Raw genomic sequence first — 21,830 nt, 5'->3', positions numbered from 1 at the left:
TGCGCAACGGGAGACGAACAGAGTTACGAAGGCCGGAGCGCCTGCGCAACGCCTATGTCCGTCCCCGAACAGGGTGCCGGTCCGGGGTGCCACCATTGCGGAATTCGGAGGCGGAAATGCCGTAGCGCTTGAGCTTGTCGTAGAAAGTCTTGCGCGGCACGCCGAGTGCGTCGATGGCCCCGCGCACGTCGCCGGCATGATCGCGCAAGGCCTCGCGGATGAGTTGCGCCTCGTAGCGGCCGACCCGTTCGGGCAGCGCCGCCGAGGGCTCCGGCAAGCGCGCGGACGTTGCCCTGGCCTCCTCGTCGGGCCCGAGGCCAAGCGCGACCCGGTCGGCAAAATGCGCGAGCTCGCGCACATTGCCCGGCCAGTCATGCGACTGGAGATGGTCGCTCACCGCGGCATTCACGGCCGCGACCGGGCGGCCGAAACGCTGCGAGGCCTTGCCCAGGAAATGCCCGAACAGCATCGGGATGTCGCCGCGCCGCTCGCGCAGCGGCGGGATGCGCAGCGTCACCACGTTGAGGCGGAAATAGAGATCCTCGCGGAAATCGCCGCGCTGGTCCGGCCGGCCTAGATCGACCTTCGTTGCCGCGACGACCCGCAGATCGAGGCGGCGCGTTTCGTTGGAGCCGAGCGGGGTGAGGCTGCGCGTTTCCAGCACCCGCAGCAGTTTGACCTGGAGCGGCGGCGGCATGGATTCGATTTCGTCGAGGAACAGCGTACCGCCGCTGGAATGCTCGATGCGGCCGATCCGCCGCCGCTGCGCTCCGGTGAACGCACCCGGCTCGTGGCCGAACAGCTCGCTCTCGATGACGGTCTCCGGCAGGGCGCCGCAATTCAGCGCCACGAAAGGCTTTGCGCGGCGCCGGCTCCATCGGTGCAGGAGATCCGCCACCACCTCCTTGCCGGTGCCGGTCTCCCCTTCCACCAGCACGTCGACATCCATGTCGGCGATCTGACGCAAGGTCTCGCGCAGGCGGCGGATGGCGGGCGCCTCGCCGATCAGCGGCAGGCCGTCGGCGGCCTGTGCGGCGGCCTCGTGCAGCCGCCGGTTCTCCATCACCAGCCGCCGCTTTTCGCTTGCCCGCTTCAGTGCCTCGACAAGGCGCTCGCCCGCATAGGGTTTCGGGATGAAATCGTAGACGCCGTCCTTGAGCGCCGCCACCGCGAGATCGACATCGCCATGCCCGGTGACCAGGATCACCGGTATGTCGATGTCGATCGCCCTGATGCGATCGAACAGCTGCAAGCCGTTCATGCCGGGCATGCGGATATCGCTGACAACCACGCCCTGGAAATCCCGGTCGACGGCGGCAAGCGCTGCCTCCGCGGCCTTGAACGCGATCACGCCGAAGCCGGCAAGCTCGAGCAATTGCGTGGTGGCGTGAAGCATATCCGCGTCGTCTTCGACGAGCGCGACCAGCCCTGATCCCTCAGTCATTCAATTCGCCTCAGGTCGATGGTGAAGGACGCGCCTTTTTTGCTGTCGGGGTCGAGGCGCAGCGTGCCACCCAGTTCCTGAGCGATCTCCTGCGAGATCACCAGCCCGAGGCCAAGCCCCTTCTCCTTGGTGGTCTGGAACGGCATGAACAAATTGCCGGCCGCTTCCGGCCCGAGGCCAGGTCCATTGTCGCGCACCGAAACCAGCACCCTGTCGTCGCGCTCGGCAAGCTCGATCTCGATGCGCGGATCGGGCCGGTCCTTCAGGGCATCCAGCGCATTCTGCAAGAGATTGACCAGGATCTGCTCCAGCCGGATGCGGCTGGCCATGACCGCCGGCGAGGCGGTGCCGCGCGGCTTGACGACGGTCACGCCGGAATCGCGGATGCGGCCGGACAGGAGCGACAGCGCGCCGTCGATCGCTTCGCGCACCGGCAGCGGCGAGGCGGCGACGCCTGGCCGCCGCGCGAAACTGCGCAGCGTGCTGGTGATGGCGCCGATGCGCTCGGTCATCGACACGATCGATGTCAGGTTGCCCGAGACGGATTCGACTTTGTCGCCATGCAGGAAGCGGCCGGCATTCTCGGCGTAGGTGCGTATCGCCGCCACCGGCTGGTTGATCTCATGCGCGACGCCGGCGGCGATCTGGCCGAGGATGGAAAGCCGGTTGGCCTGGGCGAGGTCGTCGCGCAGTCGGCGGACCTTGGCCTCGGCGTTTTCGCGCTCGGCGATCTCGCCGGCAAGGGCGGTGTTGGAGCGGGTCAGTTCCGCCGTTCGCGTGCTTACCCTGCTCTCCAGTTCAGCATTCATGCGCGCCAGCGCTTCCTGCCTCACGCGGCGCGCACGGCGGCGCCTGAGAAGCACGTAGGCAAGTAAACCCGTGAACAGCAGCGCCAGCAGCGTGGTCAGGCGTGCCGTGTTGGCGGCCGACGTCAAAGCGGCATCGGCAGGCGTGAGCAGCCACAGACGCCAACCGGGAACGGCGCCGGGCAGGTCCTGCGCCACTTCGACGAACTGGCGCGATTTTCCGGCATTGTCGATTGTCGCCAGGCCGTCACCGGCACCGCGTCGTATCGGCAGCGGTTCGAAGCCGGTTTCGGCAAGTTGAAGCTGCGCGTGAGCTGTCGCGGCATCCGCGGCCGAGAGCGGCGCAAGCGCGTGGAACCGCCACTCGGGCCAGCTGGTCGCCAGCACGACACCGCGCTCGTCGGTGACAAATACGACAAAGCCGCTGGAGCGCCAATTGGCTTCGACGCCGTCGAGTTCGACCTTCAGTACGGCGACGCCGAGCGGCGTCTTGCCGTCATCGACGCGGCTGGCGAGATAAAGTCCCGGCCTGCCGCTGATCGTGCCGAGGCCATACTGGCTGGCGGCGCCCTTGGTCATGGCGTCGGTGAAATAGTGGCGGAAATTGTAGTCGATGCCGACGAAGCTGCCCGGCTCGCCGGCGTTGCTGGCCGATATCGCGATGCCTGCCGTGTCGATGACATAGATGGCGGATGCCGAGGCATCGGCGGCAATGGCCCGGAGCTTGTCGTCGAGCGCCGTCTCTTGCGTTTTGCCGGCCCGGCGCAACGCGTCGCGCACGGCATCGTCGCGTGCCAGCACCAAGGGAACGAGACGCTGCTTTTCGATTTCGCCGGTCAAGGTGCCCGCCGCCAGCGGCAAGGCTGCCAGTGCTCCGTCGCGCAGATCGCCGGCAGCCTGGTTGGCGGCAAGGCGCCCGGCAATCGCGACCGCTCCCGCCAGCATTGCCAGGCCGATCAGGAGAATGAGCCAGCGGCCGTCACGCAGCCTGGCCATCGCTTCGCGCAGCAGGTCGCGGCCGGCGAACTCCGGGGATGCGCTATCGGTGTCTGCCTGCGGCGTCTGCCCTCTCCACCGTTCGCTGTTCAGCAGCCACTGTAATGCGAAACTCCGCCCAGGCAAACAAGGGCGAGTGCGGAAATCCGCACAGGCCTCCATCGAAGCGGGGACAAAACTGCCGGGAATCCAGGGTTCCGGCCTTTTCTCGATCTGGCACGGCGCTTGCAAAACTCTCGACAGCGGCGAGCGACCGGAGCGCCGCGATGGGAGAAGTCTTGCGGGGCGGCGCGTGCCGTTCCCTCCGGCCAGGGAGATAGCAGATGCACATGGCAGACCAATCACGCGCGCCCGCCGCGCAGCGCAAGCCGCTTTACGCCCAACTCTACGTGCAGGTGCTGGTGGCGATCACCGTCGGTATCCTGCTCGGCCATTTCTATCCGTCGCTCGGCGAGAGCATGAAGCCGCTTGGCGACGCCTTCATCAAGCTGGTCAAGATGATCATCGCCCCGGTTATCTTCCTGACGGTCGCCACCGGCATCGCCGGCATGAGCGACCTGCAGAAGGTAGGCCGCGTCGCCGGCAAGGCGATGCTCTACTTCCTCACCTTCTCGACACTGGCGCTCATCATCGGCCTGATCGTGGCCAATGTCGTGCAGCCCGGGGCCGGCTTCAACATCGACCCGGCGACGCTCGACGCCGCGACCGTCAACAGCTACGCCGCCAAGGCGCACGACCAGTCGGTCACCGGCTTCCTGATGAACATCATCCCGACGACCATCGTCGGCGCCTTCGCCGACGGCGACATATTGCAGGTGCTGTTCTTTTCGGTGCTGTTCGGCATCGCGCTGGCCCTGGTCGGCGACAAGGGCGCGCCGGTGCTCAATTTCCTGCAGGCGCTGATGGCGCCGATGTTCAAGCTGGTCAGCGTGCTGATGAAGGCAGCCCCGATCGGCGCCTTCGGTGCCATGGCCTTCACCATCGGCAAATACGGCATCGGCTCGGTCATCAACCTCGCCATGCTGGTCGGCACCTTCTACATGACCGCTTTTCTGTTCGTGTTCATCGTGCTGGGCGCCGTCTGCCGCTACAACGGCTTCTCCATCCTGTCGCTGATCCGCTACATCAAGGAGGAGCTGCTTCTGGTGCTGGGCACCTCGTCTTCGGAAGCGGCACTGCCCTCGCTGATGGAGAAAATGGAGAAGGCCGGCGCGAAGCGCTCGGTGGTCGGGCTGGTCATCCCGACCGGCTATTCCTTCAACCTCGACGGCACCAACATCTACATGACGCTGGCCGCGCTGTTCATCGCGCAGGCGACGAACATCCACCTCTCCTTCGGCGACCAGATCCTGCTGCTCCTGGTGGCGATGCTTTCCTCCAAGGGGGCGGCCGGCATCACCGGCGCCGGCTTCATCACCCTTGCCGCCACGCTTTCGGTGGTGCCGGCTGTGCCTGTCGCCGGCATGGCGCTGATCCTCGGCGTCGATCGCTTCATGTCGGAATGCCGGGCGCTGACCAACTTCGTCGGCAATGCGGTGGCGACGCTGGTGGTGGCGCGCTGGGAAGGCGAGCTCGACGAGGCCAAGCTGGCCAGGGCGCTGGCGGGAACGGCCGACGACAGCCTGCCGGCGGACATCGTTCCAGCCGAGTAATCACAACGGCCGCACAGCGATAGCAAACGGCCGGAGGCATCGCTGCCTCCGGCCATTTTTCGTATGTTCACCGCGTGAGGCGGCAGGACTTGCGCACGCCGCGCAGCTTGACCTCGACCATCAGTGTCCGTCCTCGTGTCCGGGATATCTGCTCGGCCCGTCGACAGGCAGGCGGGCCGTGCCATCGGCGAACAGGACAAGGCTTGCCGCGCCGATCAGCCCGGCGTGGCGGCCGAGCTGGGCCTGAACCACCGGCACGTCGCGATAGGCGCGCATGGCGCGCTGGCGGATTGTCGCCTCTATTGCCGGAGCCATCAGATCGAGGCCATTGGCGATGCCGCCGCCGACGACCAGCACGTCGGGCGAATAGAGATGCAGGAGGTTGGTGAAGCCGACGCCCAGCCAGCGCGCTTCCTCCTCGAGCAGGGCCAGGGCGAGATCGTCCTGCAGCCGCGCTGCATCGACGACATGGCGGCCCGTCACCTCGGCATTAGCCGAGAGGCGGCGCAGCGTCGAGCCGTCGAAGGCCGACGTCGCGGCATTGGCGCGGCGGCCGAGCGCGGTGCCCGAGGCGATGGCCTCGAAACAGCCGACGACGCCGCATATGCAGCGCTCGCCTTCGTTGGTTATGGTCATGTGGCCGATCTCGGCGGCAAGACCCCGGCGGCCATGCAGGATGCGCCCGTCGACGACGACGCCGCCGCCGATGCCGGTCGAGACGGTGACGAAGACGAGCGAACGGGCGCGGTGGCCGACGCCGAAGCGCCACTCGCCGAGCGCTGCCGCATTGGCGTCGTTCTCCAGCCGCACCGGCAGGCCGAGCCGCCGCTCGAGGATGTCGGCCAGCGGCACGTCCAGCCAGCCGGCAAGCGTCGGCGGCCCGACCGCGATGCCGGCCAGCGGATCGAGCGGTCCCGGCGCGCCGACGCCGACACCGAGGATGGCGAGCGCCGGCGCCTCGGCATGGATGGTCGCGGCGAGAGCCTCGATCTGGCCGATCACCACTTCGGGACCGGCCTGCGCCTGCGTCGGCACCGCCGCGAACGCCAGTATCTTGCCATCACGGTCGACCAGGGCGGCACGAAGCTCGGTGCCGCCCAGATCGATCGCGAGAGCGGCCTCGTTGCTCATGCCGCGACTTTCAGCCCGTGCAGCCAGCCAATGCGGCCGGCCAGATCCTTGTCACCGAAGGCGAGCGAACCAAGAACCACGGTCTCGGCACCCGCGGCACGCAGCAGCGGCACGGTCTCATGGCGGATGCCGCCGTCGGCGGCAAGAACCACGTCCGCCTCGCGTCCGGTCTTGCGCAGGATGGCGCGGGCCTCAACCAACCTGTCGCAGGCTTTCTCCGAAAGGCCTTGCCCCTTGACGCCGATCGCGGTTCCCAGAAGCGTGACGAACGCGACTTCGGACACGAAGGGCCTCACCGCTTCGACCGGCGTTTCCAGCCGCAGCACGACGCCGGCTTCGGCGCCAAGTTCGCGCGCCAGCCGCACAGCGCGCAATCCTGCTTCGCCATTCTCGGCATGGACGCTGATCATGTCGGCGCCGGCCTCGATGAATTGGCGCGTCTGTTCCCCGACGATTGTCCCGTCGACCATCAGATGGACATGGATGGGCTTGGCCGTCAGCTTGGCGATGCGAGCGACCAGATCGGGAAAGAACAGGAAGGACGGCGCGAAGTGGCCGTCAGCGACATCGATGTGGTGAAGATCGACATAGGGTTCGATGCGCCTGAGGTCGCTCTCGAAATTGGCGAGATCGGCCGACCACAGCGAGAATTCGGCGATCAGACGATCGCGCGGCAATGCGGCGATGGCGGCCGGGCCTGAAAGGAGTTTCGAGATCATGACTGGTCCTGGTTGTTGAAATTTTTATCGAGAAAGCCGCCGATCGCGGCACGGATTTCGGCGAAGTGGCGATCCTTGTCGGTGGCCTTCGGTGTCACCTCGGTGAAGATCGCGTTGAGGATTGTCTTCGCCAGTTCGCGCGCAATCGCCAACGGATGGACGAGATCGGTACCGCTGCCGATGACCAGTGTGGGGACAGCGAGCGAGCCGGCCACGCCACGCGAGACGCCGGGTCCATCGCCAGCGATTGCCTGCATCATTTCGGCGAAGTCCGCTGCATTGTTGCGCTCGAAGAAACCGAGAAGGGAAGCCAGATTGTCGGGTGCCTCGGCGCGGAACCGGGCGGCCGTGGCCGAAGCGGCAAAGACGGCGCGCGCCTCGTTCGGCGGACGGTTTCGGATGAGCTCGGCCACTTCCGCATAGGGACGCATGTTTTCAGGGGCCGCGTCGAAGGCCCAGGCCGGACGGACCAGCACCAGGCCGGTGACGCGCTCGGGATGCCGGACGGCCAGGCGCAGCGCGATCGCCGCACCCATCGAGATGCCGCCGGCGACGAAGCGTTCGATGCCGGCCGCATCGGCGGCGGCCAGCACGTCGTCGGCGAACATGGCGATCGAAAAGGGGCGCTTATGGCCGGCACCGGAGCCGCCTTGCGCCCGGCATTCGACGGTGAGCCGGCGTCGCGACGGGCCGTCGGGAAAACTCTGCGCCACCTGGGCGGCGTCACCGCCGAGACCGTGCTGGAAGACGACGGGAAGCCTGCCTTGCTCCGTGTCGAAGACACGAAGCGCCGCATCGTCGCGAAGCATGGTCGTCGGTGCGACGCTCATCGGAGCAGGCGGCGCAGAAAGGCGGCAACGGCGGGAGCTTCGTCGGCCGACAGTCCGTGCGTGACAAGCGGGCCATCGAATTTCACAGCGTTCAGCCGCGCGACGAAATCCGGAAAATCGACAATGCCCTCCCCTGTTGCGGCAAAGCGGCCGTCGGCATGCCGGTCCTTGGCATGCGCCATGGCTATATGGGCAGCGGCCTCGTCGATCGCCGCCGCGACGATGGCGCGCGCCTCGCCCGGCGTCGCATGCTCGAACAGGTTCGCCGGATCGAGCACGACCTTCAGATGCTTCGAGCCCATGTCGGCGATCAAGCGGGTGGCATCCTTCGCCGAGGTGACGATGTTGGCCTGTTCGGGCTCGATGCCGAGATCGACGCCTGCCCCTTCGGCCAGCGCCAGCGCCTTTTCCATCTCAGTGGCCATGTCGGACCAGGCGGCCGGTGTGGCGTTGTCGGGATGATAGGCCCATTGGTCGGCTGCATTGCGCGAGCCGGTGCAGAGCGTGACCAGCGGAATGTCGAGGGCGGCGGCTGTATCGATGACGACGGCAAGGCGGCAAAGACCATCGTCGCGCACCGCCTTGTCTGGATGCGCCATGTTGTAGGTGCCTGACAGGGCGGCGAGCGATACGCCTGTTGATCGGGCGGCGGCGCGAATGGCCGAAATGGCTGCGTCAGGCACCGCATCGGGCATCGACGGCAGGCCGGCGCAAGCGAGATTGAATTGCGTCGTCTCATAGCCCGCCTGCCGCACTGCTTCCAGCACAACAGCCGGCTCGGTGCCCGCAAAGGTCTTGGCGAAGATGCCGAGACGCATCAGACCGCACCCGAGACCGAAGCGAGCTCGATCCGCTCGCCGGTCTCGACGGAGCGGGCAATGGCGACCATGGCGCGGATCGAGGCAATGCCGTCCTCGACATTGGCACCGCGCATCGGCGCGCCGTTCAGCACCGTGTCGGCGAGACCTTCCAGCTGGCGGCGGAAGAAATGGCCGTCGGCGCCGAGCGGTTTTCGCGAGGTCGCGTCCTTCTCATGGAAGATATCGACCTCGCTGGCGCGGAAGTACCAGGGATTGAACGTCTTGGCGATGACGGAGCCGTTCTCGCCATAGAGCTGGAAACCCTCGTGCCAGTCCATGCGTACGGCGACGGTGAGATCGAGATGGCCGAGCGCGCCGCTGGCGAACTCGGTCTCGACGAACCAGCAATAGGCGCCGAAGCGTTCGTTGAGACGGGCGCGTACGGCCGTGATCTCGCCGCAGAGGAAGCGGGCCGTATCGACCAGATGCGAGCCGTGCGCCAGCATGAAATACTGCCGGAGATCCGCCTTCGGATTGCCGGACGGTTTCTTCGCCAGCTTGCTGGTGACAGGCAGCGGCTGCACCGCATCCGTGTTGGTGTAGCGGTGGGTGGAATCGCAATACCAGGCCTTCAGCGCCAGCACCTCGCCCATTTCGTCGCGGACGAAGTCGCGCGCCGCCTCCAGCGCCGGATCGAAGCGTTTCATGTGGCCGACCTGCAGGATCCTGCCGGAGCGTTTCACCGCCGCCGCCAGCGCCTCGCCTTCCTCGACCGAAGTTCCGATCGGCTTTTCGCACAGCACATGCTTGCCGGCGTCGAGCGCCTTGATCGACATCGGCACGTGATAGGCGTCCGAGGTGGCGACGATGACCGCTTCCAGCTCCGGATCGGCGAGCATCTCGTCATAGTCGGCATACATCTTCCGCGGCTCATAGCTGACGCCCATGCGGGCGAGCAGGTCGGGTGCGGCGTCGCAGATGGCGTAGAGGTCGGCATTGCCTGCCTTGACGCAGGATTCCAGATGCGCGAACTGCGCGATGGGGCCGCAGCCGAGCACGCCGACCCTGAGGCGCCTGTCCTGTTTCCTGATCATCGTCTCAGGCTCCGTAGCCGCGCATCGTCTGGCGGTTGGTCTTGACCGCGCCGGCAGGATCGGCGGCGGCCGTGTCGGATTCTTCCTCAAGCACCAGCCAGCCGTTGAAGCGCGGTGCCCTACCGACGATCTCGATCACTTCACGGATGTCGCAGACGCCTTTACCCAGCATCGCCCAATCGCCCTTGGCGTCGACGTCCTTCAGATGGATGTAGCGGATGCGGTCGCGGTAGGTGGTAAGCGTATCGGCCATGTCCTTGTGGCCGCGCAATATGTGGCCGGTATCGGGCACCCAGCCGACCAGGTCGGGTTCGAGCAAGGCAAAGATCGCGTCGTAGTCGGCGCGGTCGAACAGCAGCGTGTTGTGGTGCGAACTCGGATGCACTGCGACCTGGACGCCGGCCTTTCGCCCGATCTCGCCGGCCCTGTTGTAGACCTCCGCGGCGATAGCGAATTTGTCGTCGCGCGAGCCGTTGGAGACGACGGTCGCCGAGCCCATCGAGACTAGCGCACCTGGGAAGGCGGCAGCGAAATCGATCCAGCGCCTCGCGGCTTCGAGGTCGGCGCCGATCTCGTCCTTCAGCGTGAACCCGCTTTTCGAACCGAAGGCGAAGGAGACCAGCGTCAGGCCGGATGCTCCAAGCGCCGCGGCGAACTCCGTCGGTTTGCCTGCATAGCGGCCGATCATGGTGTCGGTGATCTCGATGCCGGCATAGCCGCCATCGGCGATCGCCTTCAGGAGATCGTTGGGGCCGCCGGTCCAGGCCTTGCCGAGCATCTCCCAGGTGAAGGTCTGGCAGCCGACCTTGAGCTTCGTCTTCGTCATGTCGTTCATTCCTTGACGCCGCCCTGGGTTTCCTTGGCGCCCCTGGGTTTCGCATGGTCTATAAAAATTTTACGCGCGTCAATATTCAATATGTTGTATAGCGGCTGCGAGGAATGATCCATTGGCGGGCAACGGATCGGGCAGAGCGTGGCCGCATCGGAGGAACGACAAGAAAATGCACGGACAATCGAAGACGAAGCTTGGGATCGGCGTCGTCGGATGCGGCAACATCTCGATGACCTACCTGCGCAATGCCGCGCTTTTCGGCGGCATCGAGCTGCGCGCCTGCGCCGACATCTCGGCCGACATGGCTACCTTGCGCGCCAAGGAATATGGCATTCGTGCGCTCGGCGTCGATGCGATGCTGGCCGATCCCGAGATCGATCTCGTCCTCAACTTGACCATCCCGGCGGCACATTTCGACGTCTCGTTTTCGGCGCTTTCGGCGGGCAAGCATGTGTTTACCGAAAAGCCGCTGGCGACCTCGGCCAGCGACGGGCGCCGCTTGGTGTCGGAGGCGGCCAAGCGGGGGCTGCTGCTCGGCTCGGCCCCCGACACTTTCCTCGGCGCCGCCGGCCGGCGGGCGCGCCGCCTGATGGACGATGGCGCCATCGGCCGCGCCGTGACCGGCACAGCCTTCATGATGGGCCGCGGCATGGAGCACTGGCACCCCAACCCACAATTCTACTACCAGCCGGGCGGCGGCCCGGTGTTCGACATGGGCCCCTACTATCTGACCATGCTGGTCAATTTGCTCGGTCCCGTCCAACGCGTCATGGCAATGGCGACGCTGGGCCAGCAGGAGCGGCTGATATCAGCCGAGGGACCGTTCAAGAACACGACCTTCAAGGTCGGCACGCCGACCAACGTGCTGTCGCTGCTCGAATTCCGGTCAGGCGCGACAGTCACCTTCGGCGCCTCATGGGACGTCTTCAAGCACTCCAACCATCCGATCGAACTGCACGGCACGGAGGGCTCGCTGCGCCTGCCCGACCCCGACACGTTCGGCGGCACCGTGTCCTTGTCCGAGCGCGGCGCCGAGTGGAAGGATTTCCCCAGCGAGGGCGCACTCTACGGCGCCCGGAACTGGCCCTATGCCGCGCCCGACCGCGCCAATTATCGCATGCTCGGCGTCGCCGACCTTGTGCGTTCGCTCGCGACAGGTGCCACGCCCCGGGCGTCCGGCAATCTGGCGCTGCATGTGCTGGAGATCATGGAGGCGATCCTGCGCTCCGGCGAAATGAAAAGCCCGGTCGACATCGCTGGCGACGTCGTCCAGCCGGCCCTACTCTCGGAGGACGAGGCGCGCGGCCTGCTCGCCTAGATGCAATCATGACGGAGATTGCGATGACGCTCGATCCTGATGCTCTGCGTGCCCTGGAAATCGGCCGCGCGGCCGGCGGTGCGCCGTTCGAGAACGGCAGCGTGGCGGCGGCGCGGGCCGCCTACAATGCTTCGTTCCCGGCGCAGCAAGGCGAACGTGAGCCGGTCGCGGCGACGTCGCAGCGGCAGATCGACGGACCGAACGGCCCGGTCCCGATCCGCATCCATCGCGGCATCGGCGCACCGCGAACCGGCGCGCGCGCCGTGCTCTATCTGCATGGCGGCGGCTGGGTCATCGGCAATCTCGATTCGCATGACGAGATCTGCCGCTGGCTGGCCAATCTGGCCAATGCCCTCGTCGTCTGCCCCGATTATCGACTGGCACCAGAGCACAAATTCCCCGCCGGGCTCGAAGACTGCGCGGCAGCGCTCCGCTTCATCGCGCAAGACGCCGGGGAGCTCGGCATCGATCCTGCCCGTATCGCCGTTGCCGGCGACAGCGCCGGCGGCAATCTTGCCGCCGTGCTGGCACTGCTCGCCCGCGATGGGCAAGCACCGCCGCTTGCCGCCCAGATCCTGATCTATCCCAACACCGATGCCCGCCAGACGGCGGACAGCTACCGCCGTTTCGGCAACGGCTTTGGACTGACCGCCGCCACCATGGCCTGGTTCCGCGACCACTATGTGCGCACCCCGGACGACATCAAGGACTGGCGCGTTTCGCCGCTGCTGGCACCGAGCCTTGCAGGCGCGGCGCCGGCGTTTGTCGTGACCGCCGGTCACGATATCCTGGCCGATGAAGGGACCGCCTATGGCGAACGCCTGCTTGCTGAAGGGGTGCCGCTGGTCCTGCGGCACTGGCCGGGCCAGATCCACGGCTTCGTCTCGATGGGCCGCTACATTCTCGCCGCGCGGCAAGCGATGAGCGAGGCCGCGGCCTGGCTCCAATTGCAGACGCGCGCTCAGGCCGACTGACGCATCACCAGGGTCGCGCCGAGCTTGACGTTTCGCACGAGGTCATGCGCGGGCGGGCGGGCCTCGTCGAGCAAGGCCAGCAGGATCTCGACGCTGCGGCCGGCCATTGCGGCGAAGTCCTGCGCCATGGTGGTGAGCGGCGGACAGGTGTAGCGGCTCAACGGGTGGTCGTCATGGGCGGCGACACGGAAGTCGCAATCGGGCTTGCGGCCGATCTTCAGCCCGCGCGTGAAAGCGGCCGACATGATGCCGAAGGCGAGCCGGTCATTGGCGCACAGGATCGTGCGACCAGGCAGGCCTCCCTTGTCGAGCGTCCTTTCCATCCATTCATGGCCGATCCGCTCGAAGTCCCAGGTGTAGTCGCGCGCCGCGTTGATGACGACAGGCTCAAGGCCGGCGGCCCGCATCGTCTCGATATAGCTTTGCAGTCGCTCGCCCGAATTGTGGTTGACGTGCGGGATGTCGACATACACCGGCGGCTCGCCGGACCGGCAGAGATAATCGACCATGATCGACGTGCTCTGGTGGTTGTCGTTGCCGACGAAGGGCGTGTCACCCTCGATATAGGTGTCGAAATAGACGATCGGGATGTCTTTGCCCATCCGTTCGAAGACGCCTGGCTCGGAGACCGATCCCAGCGGGGCCACGATGGCGCCGGCCACCTTCAGCGAGGTGAGCGTCTTGACCGATTCCGACTCAAGCCTGGGCGAACCGTGCGAGGAGATGACGATCGGCCAAAAACCCTCGTCGCGGCAGCGCAGTTCAATGCGGCTGACCATCTCGGCATAGAACGGATCGGTGATCGCCGGCACGACGATGCCGACATTGCGGGTGCGCTTGCGGTTGAGATTGCGGGCGAAGAGGTTCGGCTGATAATCCGAGGAGCGAAGCGCGGCCTCGATGCGGGCGCGCGTCGCCGGCTTGACGCTTGCCGGATCATCGAAATATTTCGACAGGGTCGGCCGTGACACGCCGCACGCCCGGGCGAAGTCATCCATCGTGCGGTGCGTCTTTTCCGCCATCGATATTCAGGGTCCCTTGCCCTCGCCGCCCCGGCCGACACCAGTCACGCGGCCGTTGCCTGGAAGCAGCAATGCTCGACCGAACTTGTCCAGTCAAGTTTTAACGGTTCCCAATGGATCGCAGAGTCATTACGCGCGTCAAATTATTTATTGACGCTTTCAAAGCGGCACTGGAGCTTCAGAAGGAAGCCAAGGGGATAGGCCCGGTCTTGCATCGACGATGATAAGCTCGCATTGGGCGCATCCATGGGCGGGAGGCGTCCGCGACGCCTCCCGCCCCCGAACATCATTCGCCCCGCATCGTCGCCTGGAAGGCCGGCAGGTGCTTTTTCTGCGCTTCCAGCATGCGTTCGCGGTAGACGCCGTAGATGACATCGGTGTCGTGCAGGGTCACGCCCGCGATCGTCGGCGAGGCGAAGACCGGCAGTTCGATGCCGCGCTTGGCGAGCTGCTCGGCGGTACGCGCGACCAGCTCATGCGCCAGGATCATGGCGAGCACGGTCGACGAGCCCGACACCGGACGGCTCCAGCCCTCGACCGGCACGATCGCATCCTCGATCGGCGAGCAGGTGTCGATGACGAGATCGGCCGCGTCGGCCAGTCGCTTGCCGGAGGAGTGCGTCGCGGGCTTGTCGAGATTGTTCTTGCTGGTGACCGCAACGACGAAGATGCCGCGCTTCCTGGCATAGAGCGCCGTATCGATGCCGGAAGAGTTGCGGCCGCTGTGGCCGAAGATGATGATGGAGTCACCCTTGTTGAGCGGCTGATGATCCAGGAATTTTTCGGCGTATTTCTCGGTGCGCTCCAGCCACAGCAGCTCACGCACGCCGCCGGCGCCGAGCACATTGTGCCACATCACGCGCGGGTCCGTCAGCGGGTTGAAACCGACATAGCTGCCGTAACGCGGAAACACTTCCTGCACCGGCAGCACCGAATGGCCTGAACCGTAGAGATGGATCAGACCGCCGCCTTCAAGCGAGTCGGCAAAGCGGCTGGCTGCCTGGGCAAAGGCCGCTTCATTGGTTTTCGCTGCCTGGTCGATGAGGGCGGCGAGACGGTGAATGTAGAGGTCGGACACGTGGGTACTCCTGTTAAGTGTCTGCTTGGGTGATGATGGATCAGCTTCGCGGATTTGACGGGACGCGCCCGGCGCGCAGCGTCGAGCGTATCTCGTAGCGGTCGCCACGCATGATGGAGACGGTGAACTCGAACGGACCGCGCTCGTCGGTGGCGATACGCTCGACCACGAAAGCCGGACTGCCGATCGGCAGATCGAGCAGCTCGGCATCCGCCGCGCCAACCGCGCCGACGCGATAATTCTCGCGCGCCGCCACCGGCACGATGCCGTAGTGGCGCTCCAGCGCCTCGTACAGCGATCCCTGCAGCAGGCCGGCGTCGAGGAAGCCCGGCACACGTGCGGCTGAGAGCTGCGCCGTCTGGATGCCGATCGGTTCGTTGTTGCCGAGCCGCAGCCGCCGGATGCGCACCACCGGGTCACCCTCCTCAATCTCCAGCGCGCCGGCCGCTGCCGCATTGGCGGTGGTGAGGCTGCAATCGAGCAGGCGCGAGCCGGCAACGACGCCGATATTGCCCATCTCCTGAGTGAAGCTCGTCAGTTCGCGGGTGCCGGCGACGAGCGTGGTGGAGCGCACGAAGGTGCCGCGTCCGTGTTCGCGGCGCAGCAATCCGCTTTCCTCCAGATTGCGCAAAGCGTGGCGCAGCGTGATGCGGCTGACCCCGAACAGCGCGCCCAGCCGGTCTTCGGCCGGGATCTGGTCGCCCGTCGCCCATTCGCCGCTCTTGACGATGGCGCGGATGGCCTCCTCGACCTGATACCAGAGCGGCTCGGGCCTTCTGCGATCCGGCTGCTGAAAACTGGCTTCACTCATCGGATCTGTCTCCACCCGCTTCCGGCCTGCCCGGCCACTGCCGCACCGACCAGGCCTGCGCCAGGGCCGAACGCGCCAGCCTTGAGAGAAATGCCGCGCAGATGCGGCGGCAGTTGGCGCCGCAGCGCGGCAAGCAGCGGCGGTCCGATGACGTCAAGCGCATCGGCAAGGCCGCCGGAAACCAGGATCACCTGGGGGTCGAGCAGCGCGACGGCGCCGGCAAGCGCGGTGCCCAGCCGGCGCGCCGGCAGCTCGAGCAAGGTCTGTGCCGCGAGTTCGCCCGCCTGGGCAGCCGCGATCAGCTGGCGGCCGCTGGCAAGGCCGACCTGACCGGCAAGCGCGTCAAGCGCACGGCCCGATGCAACGCGCTCCAGCCAGCCGCTGCGCTCCTCGCCATGGTCCTTGATGTCGGCGCAGGCCCAGCCGAACGAGCAGGCGCCGCCATGCGTGCCGGCGACGATGCGGTGGTTGGCGAGCACCGCCGAGCCTATGCCCGTGCCGATTGCCAGCAGGATCGCATCCGACATGCCCTTCGCGCTGCCTTCAACGGCTTCCGCCAGCAGGGCGATCTGCGCGTCATTGCCAACGGCGACGCGCAATTGCGGGAACAGCGCCGCGATGTCGACACCGTCGAGCCAAGGGAGATTCGGGATCCAGCGGCAGACCGACCCCTCGACGAGACCTGGCACCGCCAGGCCCAACGCCTTGACCGCGCCAGCCTCGGCGCAAAGCGCCGCGATACGGGCGACGAAGGCATCAAGGCTTGCCGGCGCCGGTTCGCGGCTCGGCCTCTCCAGCGCGCTGACATTGCCGGACTGGACGGCGGCACGCAGATTTGTGCCGCCGAGATCGATGGCCAGAACCCGCGTCATCGGCGCCCTCCGGCAGCCGGTGGCGCGAACAGACCGCTGCCGGCGTTCCAGGAATGCGAGGCCGCCGCGAAGGCCTGCGCATGGCGCGTGCCGCGCAGGCAGCCGCGCAGACGGTAGAGCGCGCTGTAGTAATCGACATAGGGGAAGCTGCTCAGGCCCCGCGCCAGCTCGTATTCATGCACCGCCTCGCTCCACGCCTCGAAGCCGTCGCTGACGTCGACCAGGTGCTCGGGGCGGAAACCGTCATCGTCCTCCCAGTTCTCGCCGAACAGCAGCAAGCCCGGCGTAAAGGCGGCATGGTCGCGCGCAACAGTCGGAAGGGCGGCGAAGAAGATGCCGGTCTGCGTCAGCTTGGCTGCGGCGCGATGGTCCTTGTGCCAGCTGCCGTGCCAATGGGTTATGACCACTTCCGGCTTCAGCTCGCGAATGACATCGCACAGTTTCAGCGCCGTCTCGTCGTCGGAAGGCAGGAAGGCGTCATGCAGGCCAAGATTGCGTATGGCGACGCCGAGGCGAGCGGCGGCCCTGCCCGCTTCCTCTTCCTTCTGGGCGCAATAATGCTCGGGGATCAGGCACGGATGGCCCTGCTCGCCCATGCTCAGGTGCAGGAACGTCACCGTGGCGCCCCTCATTACGGCGGCCGCCGCCAGCGGTCCGGCGATCACCTCGGCATCGAAGGCATGCGCACCGACGACGAGGATGGATTTGGCGTCATAGATCCTGTCCTCGATCATTTCATGCCTCCCCCGGCGCCTACGCCCTCTCGAATCTGGCGGGCGAGCAGACAATACATGATCAGGATCGGCGCCATGGAGATCGCCAGCGAGGCGAACACCAGGCCCCAATCGGTGCGGTACTGGCCGACGAAGACGCTGATGGCCAGCGGCACGGTCTTGTAGCGGTCGTCGAAGATGAAGATCAGCGGGAAGAAGAAGTCGTTCCACACGGCGATTGCCGTGAAGATGGCGACGATCGACACCGCTGGCTTCACCATCGGCAGGATGATCTGGAACAGGATGCGGACCTCGCCGGCGCCGTCCATGCGTGCCGCCTCGTCGAGTTCGGAGGGCAGAACGCGCATGAAATTGGCGAAGATGAAGACGGCGAAGGGAATGCGGATCGCCGAATAGACGAGGATCAGTCCGGTCAGGGAATCCAGCAGGCCGAGATTGCGCATCAGCGTGAACAGCTCGACCGAGGCGAGCCTTATCGGCAGCATGATGCCGGACAGGAACAGGCCGAGCATGATGGCGTTCCAGCCCAGCCGGTAACGGCTGAGCGGATAGGCGGCCATGGCCGAGACGACGATGGTGAGGATGACCGTCCCGGCGGTGACGATCAGGCTGTTGATGAAATTGTGGCCGAGGTCGGCGCGCGTCCAGGCGTTGACGAAATTGTCGAAGGCCCAGCTTGCCGGCAGGCCGAGCCGGTTGTCGTAGATTTCGGCCGTCGACTTGAAGCAGGAGACGACGAGGATGTAGAGCGGCAGCAGCACGGCCGCCGTCCACAGGGCAAGCACCGTCCAGCCGGGCAGCCGCGAAAGCCGGCGCGAGATCACGGGATTGCCTGCCATGGTCAGCGCGCTCATAGCTGCACCGTGCGGCGGTCGAAGAAACGCAGCATCAACAGCGTGCCGACGCTGAGGATGAGGAACAGCATGGTGCCCAACGCCAGCGCCAGGCCGATGTCGGTGATGCCGACGGCGCCCTCCGCGCCGAAGGCCAGCCTGTAGAAATAGGTCACCAGCGTGTCGGTCGAATAGCTCGGATTGCCCTGCACGCCTTGCATCACATAGACGATGTCGAACTGGTTGAAGGTGTTGATGAAGGACAAAGTCGTCAGCGTGCCCAGCGCCGGCATCAGCAAGGGCAGCGCGACGGAGAACAGCATGCGCGCATTGCCGGCGCCGTCGAGTTTCGCCGCCTCGAAGATCTGGCCCGAAATCTGCCGCAGGCCCGCCGTGTAGATCAGCACCGGCAGGCCCATCCAGTTCCAGGCGTCGACGGCGACCAGCATGGCCAGCGCGGTGTGGCTGTTGCCAAGCACGGTCAGGCTGCCCTGGTGCAGGCCAAGCCCGTTCAGCGCCCATTCGACCACGCCGCCCGGCGCCAGGAGCAGGCGCCACAGCGCACCGACGATGACCGGGCTCAGCACCGCGGGGAAGAAAAAAACCGACTGGAAGAAGGCCGCACCTCGATCACGCAGGAACAGCAGCCAGGCGAACAGCAGTCCGATGCCGTTCTGGAAGACCATGATGCCGAAGAACCAGGCGGTGTTGTGCCAGAGCGCGCCGTAGAGCCTGGCGCTACTGGGGAAAACGAACAGGCGCGAAAAATTCGACAGGCCGGCGAACTCGGTGATGCGCAGCCCCTTCCAGATGAAGAAGCTGCCCCACAGCGACATCGCCAAGGGATAGAGGACGAACAGGGCGTAGACGGCCAGCGCCGGCAGGATGAAAAGCACGGCCATGCGCTGCTGCGTTCGCTTCAGGCTGCTTTTGCGGCGACGATCGATCATGCGTGGCTTGCCCGGTGGGAGGCCGGCCGCATTGCGGCCGGCCCGGCTCCTTACTGCTTCGGCTTGAACCAGGTGGCGACGGCGGCCTGCATGTCGGCCGCCAGCTTCTCCGGTGCGATGTTGCCTTCGACCATGTCGATGATCTCCGCTTGCAGGACGGAAGAGGCGGTCGGCGACTGCCAGCGGAAGCCGACCAGCGTCAGGTAGGGCGTCGAGTTCTTCGACATCTCCATCATCTCGGCCAATACCGGGTCCTTCACCGTGACATCGGTGCGGGCCGGCGGCCAGCCGAGTTCGTCGGCGAACATTTGCGCGAATTCGGCCGAGGCCATGAAGTCCAGCACCTTGATCGCGGCTTCCTTGTTCGCGCTTTCGGAGACGAGGCCGTAGGAGCCGTCCGAGAAGGCCGAGGTGTAGAGCTTTGCCCCCGCATCGTCGGCGGGGAACGGGAAGATCGAGAATTTCAGCTTCGGGTTCTGCGATTTGAAGCTGCCATTCTCGAACGAACCGCCAAGAAACATCGCGGCCTTGCCACCAATGAACTGCTGGGTGGCGGTGGTGTAGTCGATCCCGGCGAAGCCGTCGGGGAAATAAGGCTTCAGCTCGGCGAAGCGCTTCAGCGCCGCGACATAGCGCGGATCCTCGAAGGTCGCCTTGCCGGTCATCATCTCGTCGTAAAAGCCGGGGCCGTAGACGGTCGGGCCGATGACGCCGACGCCGATCTCCAGTTCCCACGCCGAGCCGTTGGCGCCGCCGGTGGCGATCGGCGTGATGCCGGCCGCCTTCAGCTTGTCGCAGGCGGCGACGAAATCCTTGTAGGTCTTGGGGACCTCGATGCCCTGCGCGGCAAAGATATCCTTGTTGTAGAAGACGCCCATCATCGGCACCGAATAGGGCACGCCGTAGAGCTTGCCGTCGGAGCGCCCACGCGCGCCGCCAAGGGCTGCGTCCGGCATGCTCTTCAGTTCCGGCACGCTCTCGTCGAGCGCGTCGAGATAGCCCGCCTCGACGAAAGGCTGCAATTCGCCATAGGCCTTGAGCTGGGCGATGTCGGGCCCGCGCCCGCCACGCAACGCCGTGCTCAGGCGGTTCTGGTAGTCGGCATCCGGCGTGAACTGGATGTTGACCTTGATGCCTGGGTTCTTGGCCTCGAAGGCATCGAAGATGCGGCGCATCGCGGCTTCGTCCTCGGTGCGCCAGCTCCACAGCGTCACCGTGCTGTCGGCCCGCGCCGGCAGGCTGGTGAACAGGCCAGCGCAGGCGGCAAGGCCGCCGATCAGGCCAAGGGCTGCGCGTCGGTGAATTGAAAGCATGCTCATTGCCAGTCTCCCATTTTTATCTGTCCTTGGCGTCCCGCGGCCCTATCGACGCCGCGGAGAGTCATTCCTCAGGAAAGTCATTATAACGACATAGCAGCCTCCGCAAGAGGTCTGACACTCCCTCCGGGAACGGCTGGGCTAAGCCAATCAACCATGATTCCTTCACAGCTAACTGTATTTCCACCGTAAATTTCGTATGTGAACGGACAGCAGAGAAATCAGGGACAGCGCCATGCGCAGCTTTTTCGCAATCGGGCCCTTGCGCCAATGCTTCATGTTGTCATAACGTCATCGTGATCGCTAGCCTGAGGGAGGATGAGGATGTCTCTTGCCTGGACTTCGAAACTGGCTCTGGCCGCGAGCCTGGCCATCCTGCCCGCCAGCGGCTGGGCGCAGTCGGTCAACATCTCCTATCTCACCCATTGGTCGCCGGAGACGGTCGCATTGCTGGAAGCGGCGGCCAAGGACTATGCGAAGACAAATCCAGATGTCAGCGTCACCGTGCGCGCCGTTCCCTTCGGCGATCTCCTGACCACGCTGCGCTCCCAGGGCGGCGGCGCGGACGGTCCCACGATCGGCGGCATCTACGATCTCTGGTTGCCTGAGCTCGCCCGCGACAAGCTCGTCGCGCCCGCCCCCGACCCTGTCGCCGAAGAGGTCAAGGGAGCATGGCCCGCTGGCGTGGTGAGCGCCGCGTCGGTCGGCGGCAAGCTCTACGGCATTCCCAACGAGATCGACGTCTACGCGCTGAACTACAACAAGGCACTGTTCAAGCAGGCCGGCATTACTGCTGCGCCGAAGACCTGGGACGCGTTCAAGGAGGCGGCGAAGAAGCTGACCAACAAGGATGCCGGCCAGCAGGGTTTCGGCATGATCAATTCCTGGGCGGCGGGCGTCGTCCACCCCTTCGCCTCGCTGCTGGTCTCCAATGGCGGCGACCTGGTCAAGGACGGCAAGCCGGCGCTGGACACTCCGCAGGCCGCGCAGACCTTCCAGCTCTATGAGGATCTCATCAAATCGGGCGCCAGCGTGCCGGCCATGGCGACGGCAGACGCCAACACCACCGGCCCCTTCCTCGACAATTTCGTCTCCGGCAAGACCGGCATGATCATCATGGCCAATTGGTGGGAAAGCGCGCTGAAGGCAGGCATGGGCGACAGGTTCGCGGATATCGCCACCGCACCAATCCCCGTCGGCCCGAGCGGCGACAAGCCGCATTCGATCTCCTATTCCTGGATGACCGTGGTCAACGGCAATGCCGGCGAGGCCGAGCAGAAGGCCGCATGGGAATTCCTGGCCTGGCTCAACAATCCGAAATCCGGCAAGAACGGCGCCTCGGCGATGTCCGACATATTGATGTCGATGGGCATCCTGCCCTCGCGCAGCTCCGATATCGAGGCCCACAAGGACAAGCTCGGCTCGGAATTCCTGTCGGGCTATGTCAGCGTGCTGGCCGACGCCAAGCCCTTCCCGGTCGTGCCGGGCGGACAGGAGTTCTCGGAATCCCTGCAGCAGACGCTGGAGGCGTTGCAGTATGGCCAGGTCTCGGCCAAGGATGCGCAGGCGACGGCGCAAGCGGACGCCGCCTCGATCCTGGAGCGCGCCGCCAAGTAGA

Annotated in this window: 20 protein-coding genes; 4 read left to right on the top strand and 16 right to left on the bottom strand. The window is 65.8% G+C overall.

Features of this window, described 5'->3' with window-relative positions; genetic code table 11:
- Window positions 1-52: 52 nt before the first annotated feature.
- Together FJ490_RS00515 and FJ490_RS00510 are read right to left on the bottom strand one after the other, a co-directional pair.
- Window positions 53-1,444 carry a sigma-54 dependent transcriptional regulator gene (locus FJ490_RS00515; protein WP_140728095.1) on the bottom strand — a complete coding sequence of 464 codons (1,392 nt, stop codon included), beginning with the start codon at window positions 1,442-1,444 and terminating at the stop codon, window positions 53-55.
- On the bottom strand, window positions 1,441-3,246 hold the full coding sequence (locus FJ490_RS00510) for a sensor histidine kinase (protein ID WP_140728094.1): 1,806 nt from the start codon (window positions 3,244-3,246) through the stop codon (window positions 1,441-1,443). The genes FJ490_RS00515 and FJ490_RS00510 overlap by 4 nt, the downstream gene beginning before the upstream one ends.
- A 323-nt stretch (window positions 3,247-3,569) precedes the next feature.
- On the opposite strand from FJ490_RS00510, the gene FJ490_RS00505 reads away from it, so the two are divergent.
- Window positions 3,570-4,898, top strand: coding sequence for a dicarboxylate/amino acid:cation symporter (locus tag FJ490_RS00505; protein ID WP_140497716.1), 1,329 nt, complete (start codon window positions 3,570-3,572; stop codon window positions 4,896-4,898).
- Between the two features lie 120 nt (window positions 4,899-5,018).
- On the opposite strand, the gene FJ490_RS00500 is transcribed toward FJ490_RS00505, so the two are convergent.
- Genes FJ490_RS00500 through FJ490_RS00475 form a run of 6 tightly spaced genes read right to left on the bottom strand, consistent with a single transcriptional unit; the run spans window position 5,019 to window position 10,298 of the window.
- Entirely contained in the window at window positions 5,019-6,029 is a 1,011-nt protein-coding gene (locus FJ490_RS00500) for an ROK family protein (RefSeq protein ID WP_140555534.1), read from the bottom strand.
- Window positions 6,026-6,748, bottom strand: coding sequence for a ribulose-phosphate 3-epimerase (locus tag FJ490_RS00495; RefSeq protein WP_140520915.1), 723 nt, complete (start codon window positions 6,746-6,748; stop codon window positions 6,026-6,028). Before FJ490_RS00495 ends, FJ490_RS00500 begins: the two co-directional genes overlap by 4 nt.
- Complete coding sequence (locus tag FJ490_RS00490) at window positions 6,745-7,578, bottom strand: alpha/beta hydrolase (protein ID WP_140728093.1); 834 nt, start codon at window positions 7,576-7,578, stop codon at window positions 6,745-6,747. The genes FJ490_RS00495 and FJ490_RS00490 overlap by 4 nt, the downstream gene beginning before the upstream one ends.
- Complete coding sequence (locus FJ490_RS00485; protein ID WP_140728092.1) at window positions 7,575-8,396, bottom strand: sugar phosphate isomerase/epimerase; 822 nt, start codon at window positions 8,394-8,396, stop codon at window positions 7,575-7,577. The genes FJ490_RS00490 and FJ490_RS00485 overlap by 4 nt, the downstream gene beginning before the upstream one ends.
- Window positions 8,396-9,472, bottom strand: a complete 1,077-nt coding sequence (locus FJ490_RS00480; protein ID WP_140675127.1) for a Gfo/Idh/MocA family oxidoreductase — start codon at window positions 9,470-9,472, stop codon at window positions 8,396-8,398. The genes FJ490_RS00485 and FJ490_RS00480 overlap by 1 nt, the downstream gene beginning before the upstream one ends.
- 4 nt (window positions 9,473-9,476) lie before the next feature.
- A complete protein-coding gene (locus tag FJ490_RS00475; RefSeq protein ID WP_140728091.1) occupies window positions 9,477-10,298 on the bottom strand; it encodes a sugar phosphate isomerase/epimerase in 822 nt (273 codons plus the stop codon).
- 175 nt (window positions 10,299-10,473) lie between these two features.
- Here FJ490_RS00475 and FJ490_RS00470 point away from each other — a divergent pair, with 175 nt between their 5' ends.
- The gene (locus FJ490_RS00470) at window positions 10,474-11,622 is read left to right on the top strand and encodes a Gfo/Idh/MocA family oxidoreductase (RefSeq protein ID WP_140728090.1); all 1,149 of its coding nucleotides are present in this window, start codon (window positions 10,474-10,476) and stop codon (window positions 11,620-11,622) included.
- A 23-nt stretch (window positions 11,623-11,645) separates the two neighbouring features.
- Window positions 11,646-12,596: an alpha/beta hydrolase gene (locus FJ490_RS00465; RefSeq protein WP_140685301.1), complete on the top strand. Its 951-nt coding sequence runs from the start codon at window positions 11,646-11,648 to the stop codon at window positions 12,594-12,596.
- Here the strand turns inward: FJ490_RS00465 and FJ490_RS00460 are convergent.
- From FJ490_RS00460 to FJ490_RS00425, 8 genes are all read right to left on the bottom strand, one after another.
- On the bottom strand, window positions 12,584-13,618 hold the full coding sequence (locus FJ490_RS00460) for a LacI family DNA-binding transcriptional regulator (protein WP_140728089.1): 1,035 nt from the start codon (window positions 13,616-13,618) through the stop codon (window positions 12,584-12,586). The genes FJ490_RS00465 and FJ490_RS00460 overlap by 13 nt on opposite strands.
- A 286-nt stretch (window positions 13,619-13,904) precedes the next feature.
- On the bottom strand, window positions 13,905-14,696 hold the full coding sequence (locus FJ490_RS00455) for an SIS domain-containing protein (protein WP_140514582.1): 792 nt from the start codon (window positions 14,694-14,696) through the stop codon (window positions 13,905-13,907).
- A 40-nt stretch (window positions 14,697-14,736) separates the two neighbouring features.
- The gene (locus FJ490_RS00450; protein WP_140497696.1) at window positions 14,737-15,507 is read right to left on the bottom strand and encodes a GntR family transcriptional regulator; all 771 of its coding nucleotides are present in this window, start codon (window positions 15,505-15,507) and stop codon (window positions 14,737-14,739) included.
- Window positions 15,504-16,379, bottom strand: coding sequence for an ROK family protein (locus FJ490_RS00445; RefSeq protein WP_140497694.1), 876 nt, complete (start codon window positions 16,377-16,379; stop codon window positions 15,504-15,506). The genes FJ490_RS00450 and FJ490_RS00445 overlap by 4 nt, the downstream gene beginning before the upstream one ends.
- Window positions 16,376-17,113, bottom strand: a complete 738-nt coding sequence (locus tag FJ490_RS00440) for a PIG-L family deacetylase (RefSeq protein ID WP_140555546.1) — start codon at window positions 17,111-17,113, stop codon at window positions 16,376-16,378. The genes FJ490_RS00445 and FJ490_RS00440 overlap by 4 nt, the downstream gene beginning before the upstream one ends.
- The gene (locus FJ490_RS00435; protein ID WP_140555548.1) at window positions 17,110-17,967 is read right to left on the bottom strand and encodes a carbohydrate ABC transporter permease; all 858 of its coding nucleotides are present in this window, start codon (window positions 17,965-17,967) and stop codon (window positions 17,110-17,112) included. The genes FJ490_RS00440 and FJ490_RS00435 overlap by 4 nt, the downstream gene beginning before the upstream one ends.
- Window positions 17,964-18,896, bottom strand: coding sequence for a sugar ABC transporter permease (locus FJ490_RS00430; RefSeq protein WP_140514575.1), 933 nt, complete (start codon window positions 18,894-18,896; stop codon window positions 17,964-17,966). Before FJ490_RS00430 ends, FJ490_RS00435 begins: the two co-directional genes overlap by 4 nt.
- A 50-nt stretch (window positions 18,897-18,946) precedes the next feature.
- The gene (locus FJ490_RS00425) at window positions 18,947-20,215 is read right to left on the bottom strand and encodes an extracellular solute-binding protein (protein WP_140514572.1); all 1,269 of its coding nucleotides are present in this window, start codon (window positions 20,213-20,215) and stop codon (window positions 18,947-18,949) included.
- A 321-nt stretch (window positions 20,216-20,536) separates the two neighbouring features.
- On the opposite strand from FJ490_RS00425, the gene FJ490_RS00420 reads away from it, so the two are divergent.
- Entirely contained in the window at window positions 20,537-21,829 is a 1,293-nt protein-coding gene (locus tag FJ490_RS00420; RefSeq protein ID WP_140562043.1) for a sugar ABC transporter substrate-binding protein, read from the top strand.
- Window position 21,830 lies beyond the last annotated feature (1 nt).

This window comes from Mesorhizobium sp. B2-5-11 (assembly GCF_006440835.1).
Lineage (GTDB): Bacteria > Pseudomonadota > Alphaproteobacteria > Rhizobiales > Rhizobiaceae > Mesorhizobium.
Note: the sequence above shows the minus strand (reverse complement) of the source record. Positions and strands in the feature narration are given on the sequence as shown.

Coding starts and splice junctions, on each gene's coding strand:
- FJ490_RS00450 (WP_140497696.1), bottom strand. CDS start 15,507: ATGAGTGAAGCCAGTTTTCAGCAGCCGGATCGCAGAAGGCCCGAGCCG.
- FJ490_RS00490 (WP_140728093.1), bottom strand. CDS start 7,578: ATGAGCGTCGCACCGACGACCATGCTTCGCGACGATGCGGCGCTTCGT.
- FJ490_RS00500 (WP_140555534.1), bottom strand. CDS start 6,029: ATGAGCAACGAGGCCGCTCTCGCGATCGATCTGGGCGGCACCGAGCTT.
- FJ490_RS00435 (WP_140555548.1), bottom strand. CDS start 17,967: ATGAGCGCGCTGACCATGGCAGGCAATCCCGTGATCTCGCGCCGGCTT.
- FJ490_RS00495 (WP_140520915.1), bottom strand. CDS start 6,748: ATGATCTCGAAACTCCTTTCAGGCCCGGCCGCCATCGCCGCATTGCCG.
- FJ490_RS00465 (WP_140685301.1), top strand. CDS start 11,646: ATGACGCTCGATCCTGATGCTCTGCGTGCCCTGGAAATCGGCCGCGCG.
- FJ490_RS00510 (WP_140728094.1), bottom strand. CDS start 3,246: ATGGCCAGGCTGCGTGACGGCCGCTGGCTCATTCTCCTGATCGGCCTG.
- FJ490_RS00420 (WP_140562043.1), top strand. CDS start 20,537: ATGTCTCTTGCCTGGACTTCGAAACTGGCTCTGGCCGCGAGCCTGGCC.
- FJ490_RS00460 (WP_140728089.1), bottom strand. CDS start 13,618: ATGGCGGAAAAGACGCACCGCACGATGGATGACTTCGCCCGGGCGTGC.
- FJ490_RS00470 (WP_140728090.1), top strand. CDS start 10,474: ATGCACGGACAATCGAAGACGAAGCTTGGGATCGGCGTCGTCGGATGC.
- FJ490_RS00430 (WP_140514575.1), bottom strand. CDS start 18,896: ATGATCGATCGTCGCCGCAAAAGCAGCCTGAAGCGAACGCAGCAGCGC.
- FJ490_RS00475 (WP_140728091.1), bottom strand. CDS start 10,298: ATGACGAAGACGAAGCTCAAGGTCGGCTGCCAGACCTTCACCTGGGAG.
- FJ490_RS00515 (WP_140728095.1), bottom strand. CDS start 1,444: ATGACTGAGGGATCAGGGCTGGTCGCGCTCGTCGAAGACGACGCGGAT.
- FJ490_RS00445 (WP_140497694.1), bottom strand. CDS start 16,379: ATGACGCGGGTTCTGGCCATCGATCTCGGCGGCACAAATCTGCGTGCC.
- FJ490_RS00480 (WP_140675127.1), bottom strand. CDS start 9,472: ATGATCAGGAAACAGGACAGGCGCCTCAGGGTCGGCGTGCTCGGCTGC.
- FJ490_RS00425 (WP_140514572.1), bottom strand. CDS start 20,215: ATGAGCATGCTTTCAATTCACCGACGCGCAGCCCTTGGCCTGATCGGC.
- FJ490_RS00485 (WP_140728092.1), bottom strand. CDS start 8,396: ATGCGTCTCGGCATCTTCGCCAAGACCTTTGCGGGCACCGAGCCGGCT.
- FJ490_RS00505 (WP_140497716.1), top strand. CDS start 3,570: ATGCACATGGCAGACCAATCACGCGCGCCCGCCGCGCAGCGCAAGCCG.
- FJ490_RS00440 (WP_140555546.1), bottom strand. CDS start 17,113: ATGATCGAGGACAGGATCTATGACGCCAAATCCATCCTCGTCGTCGGT.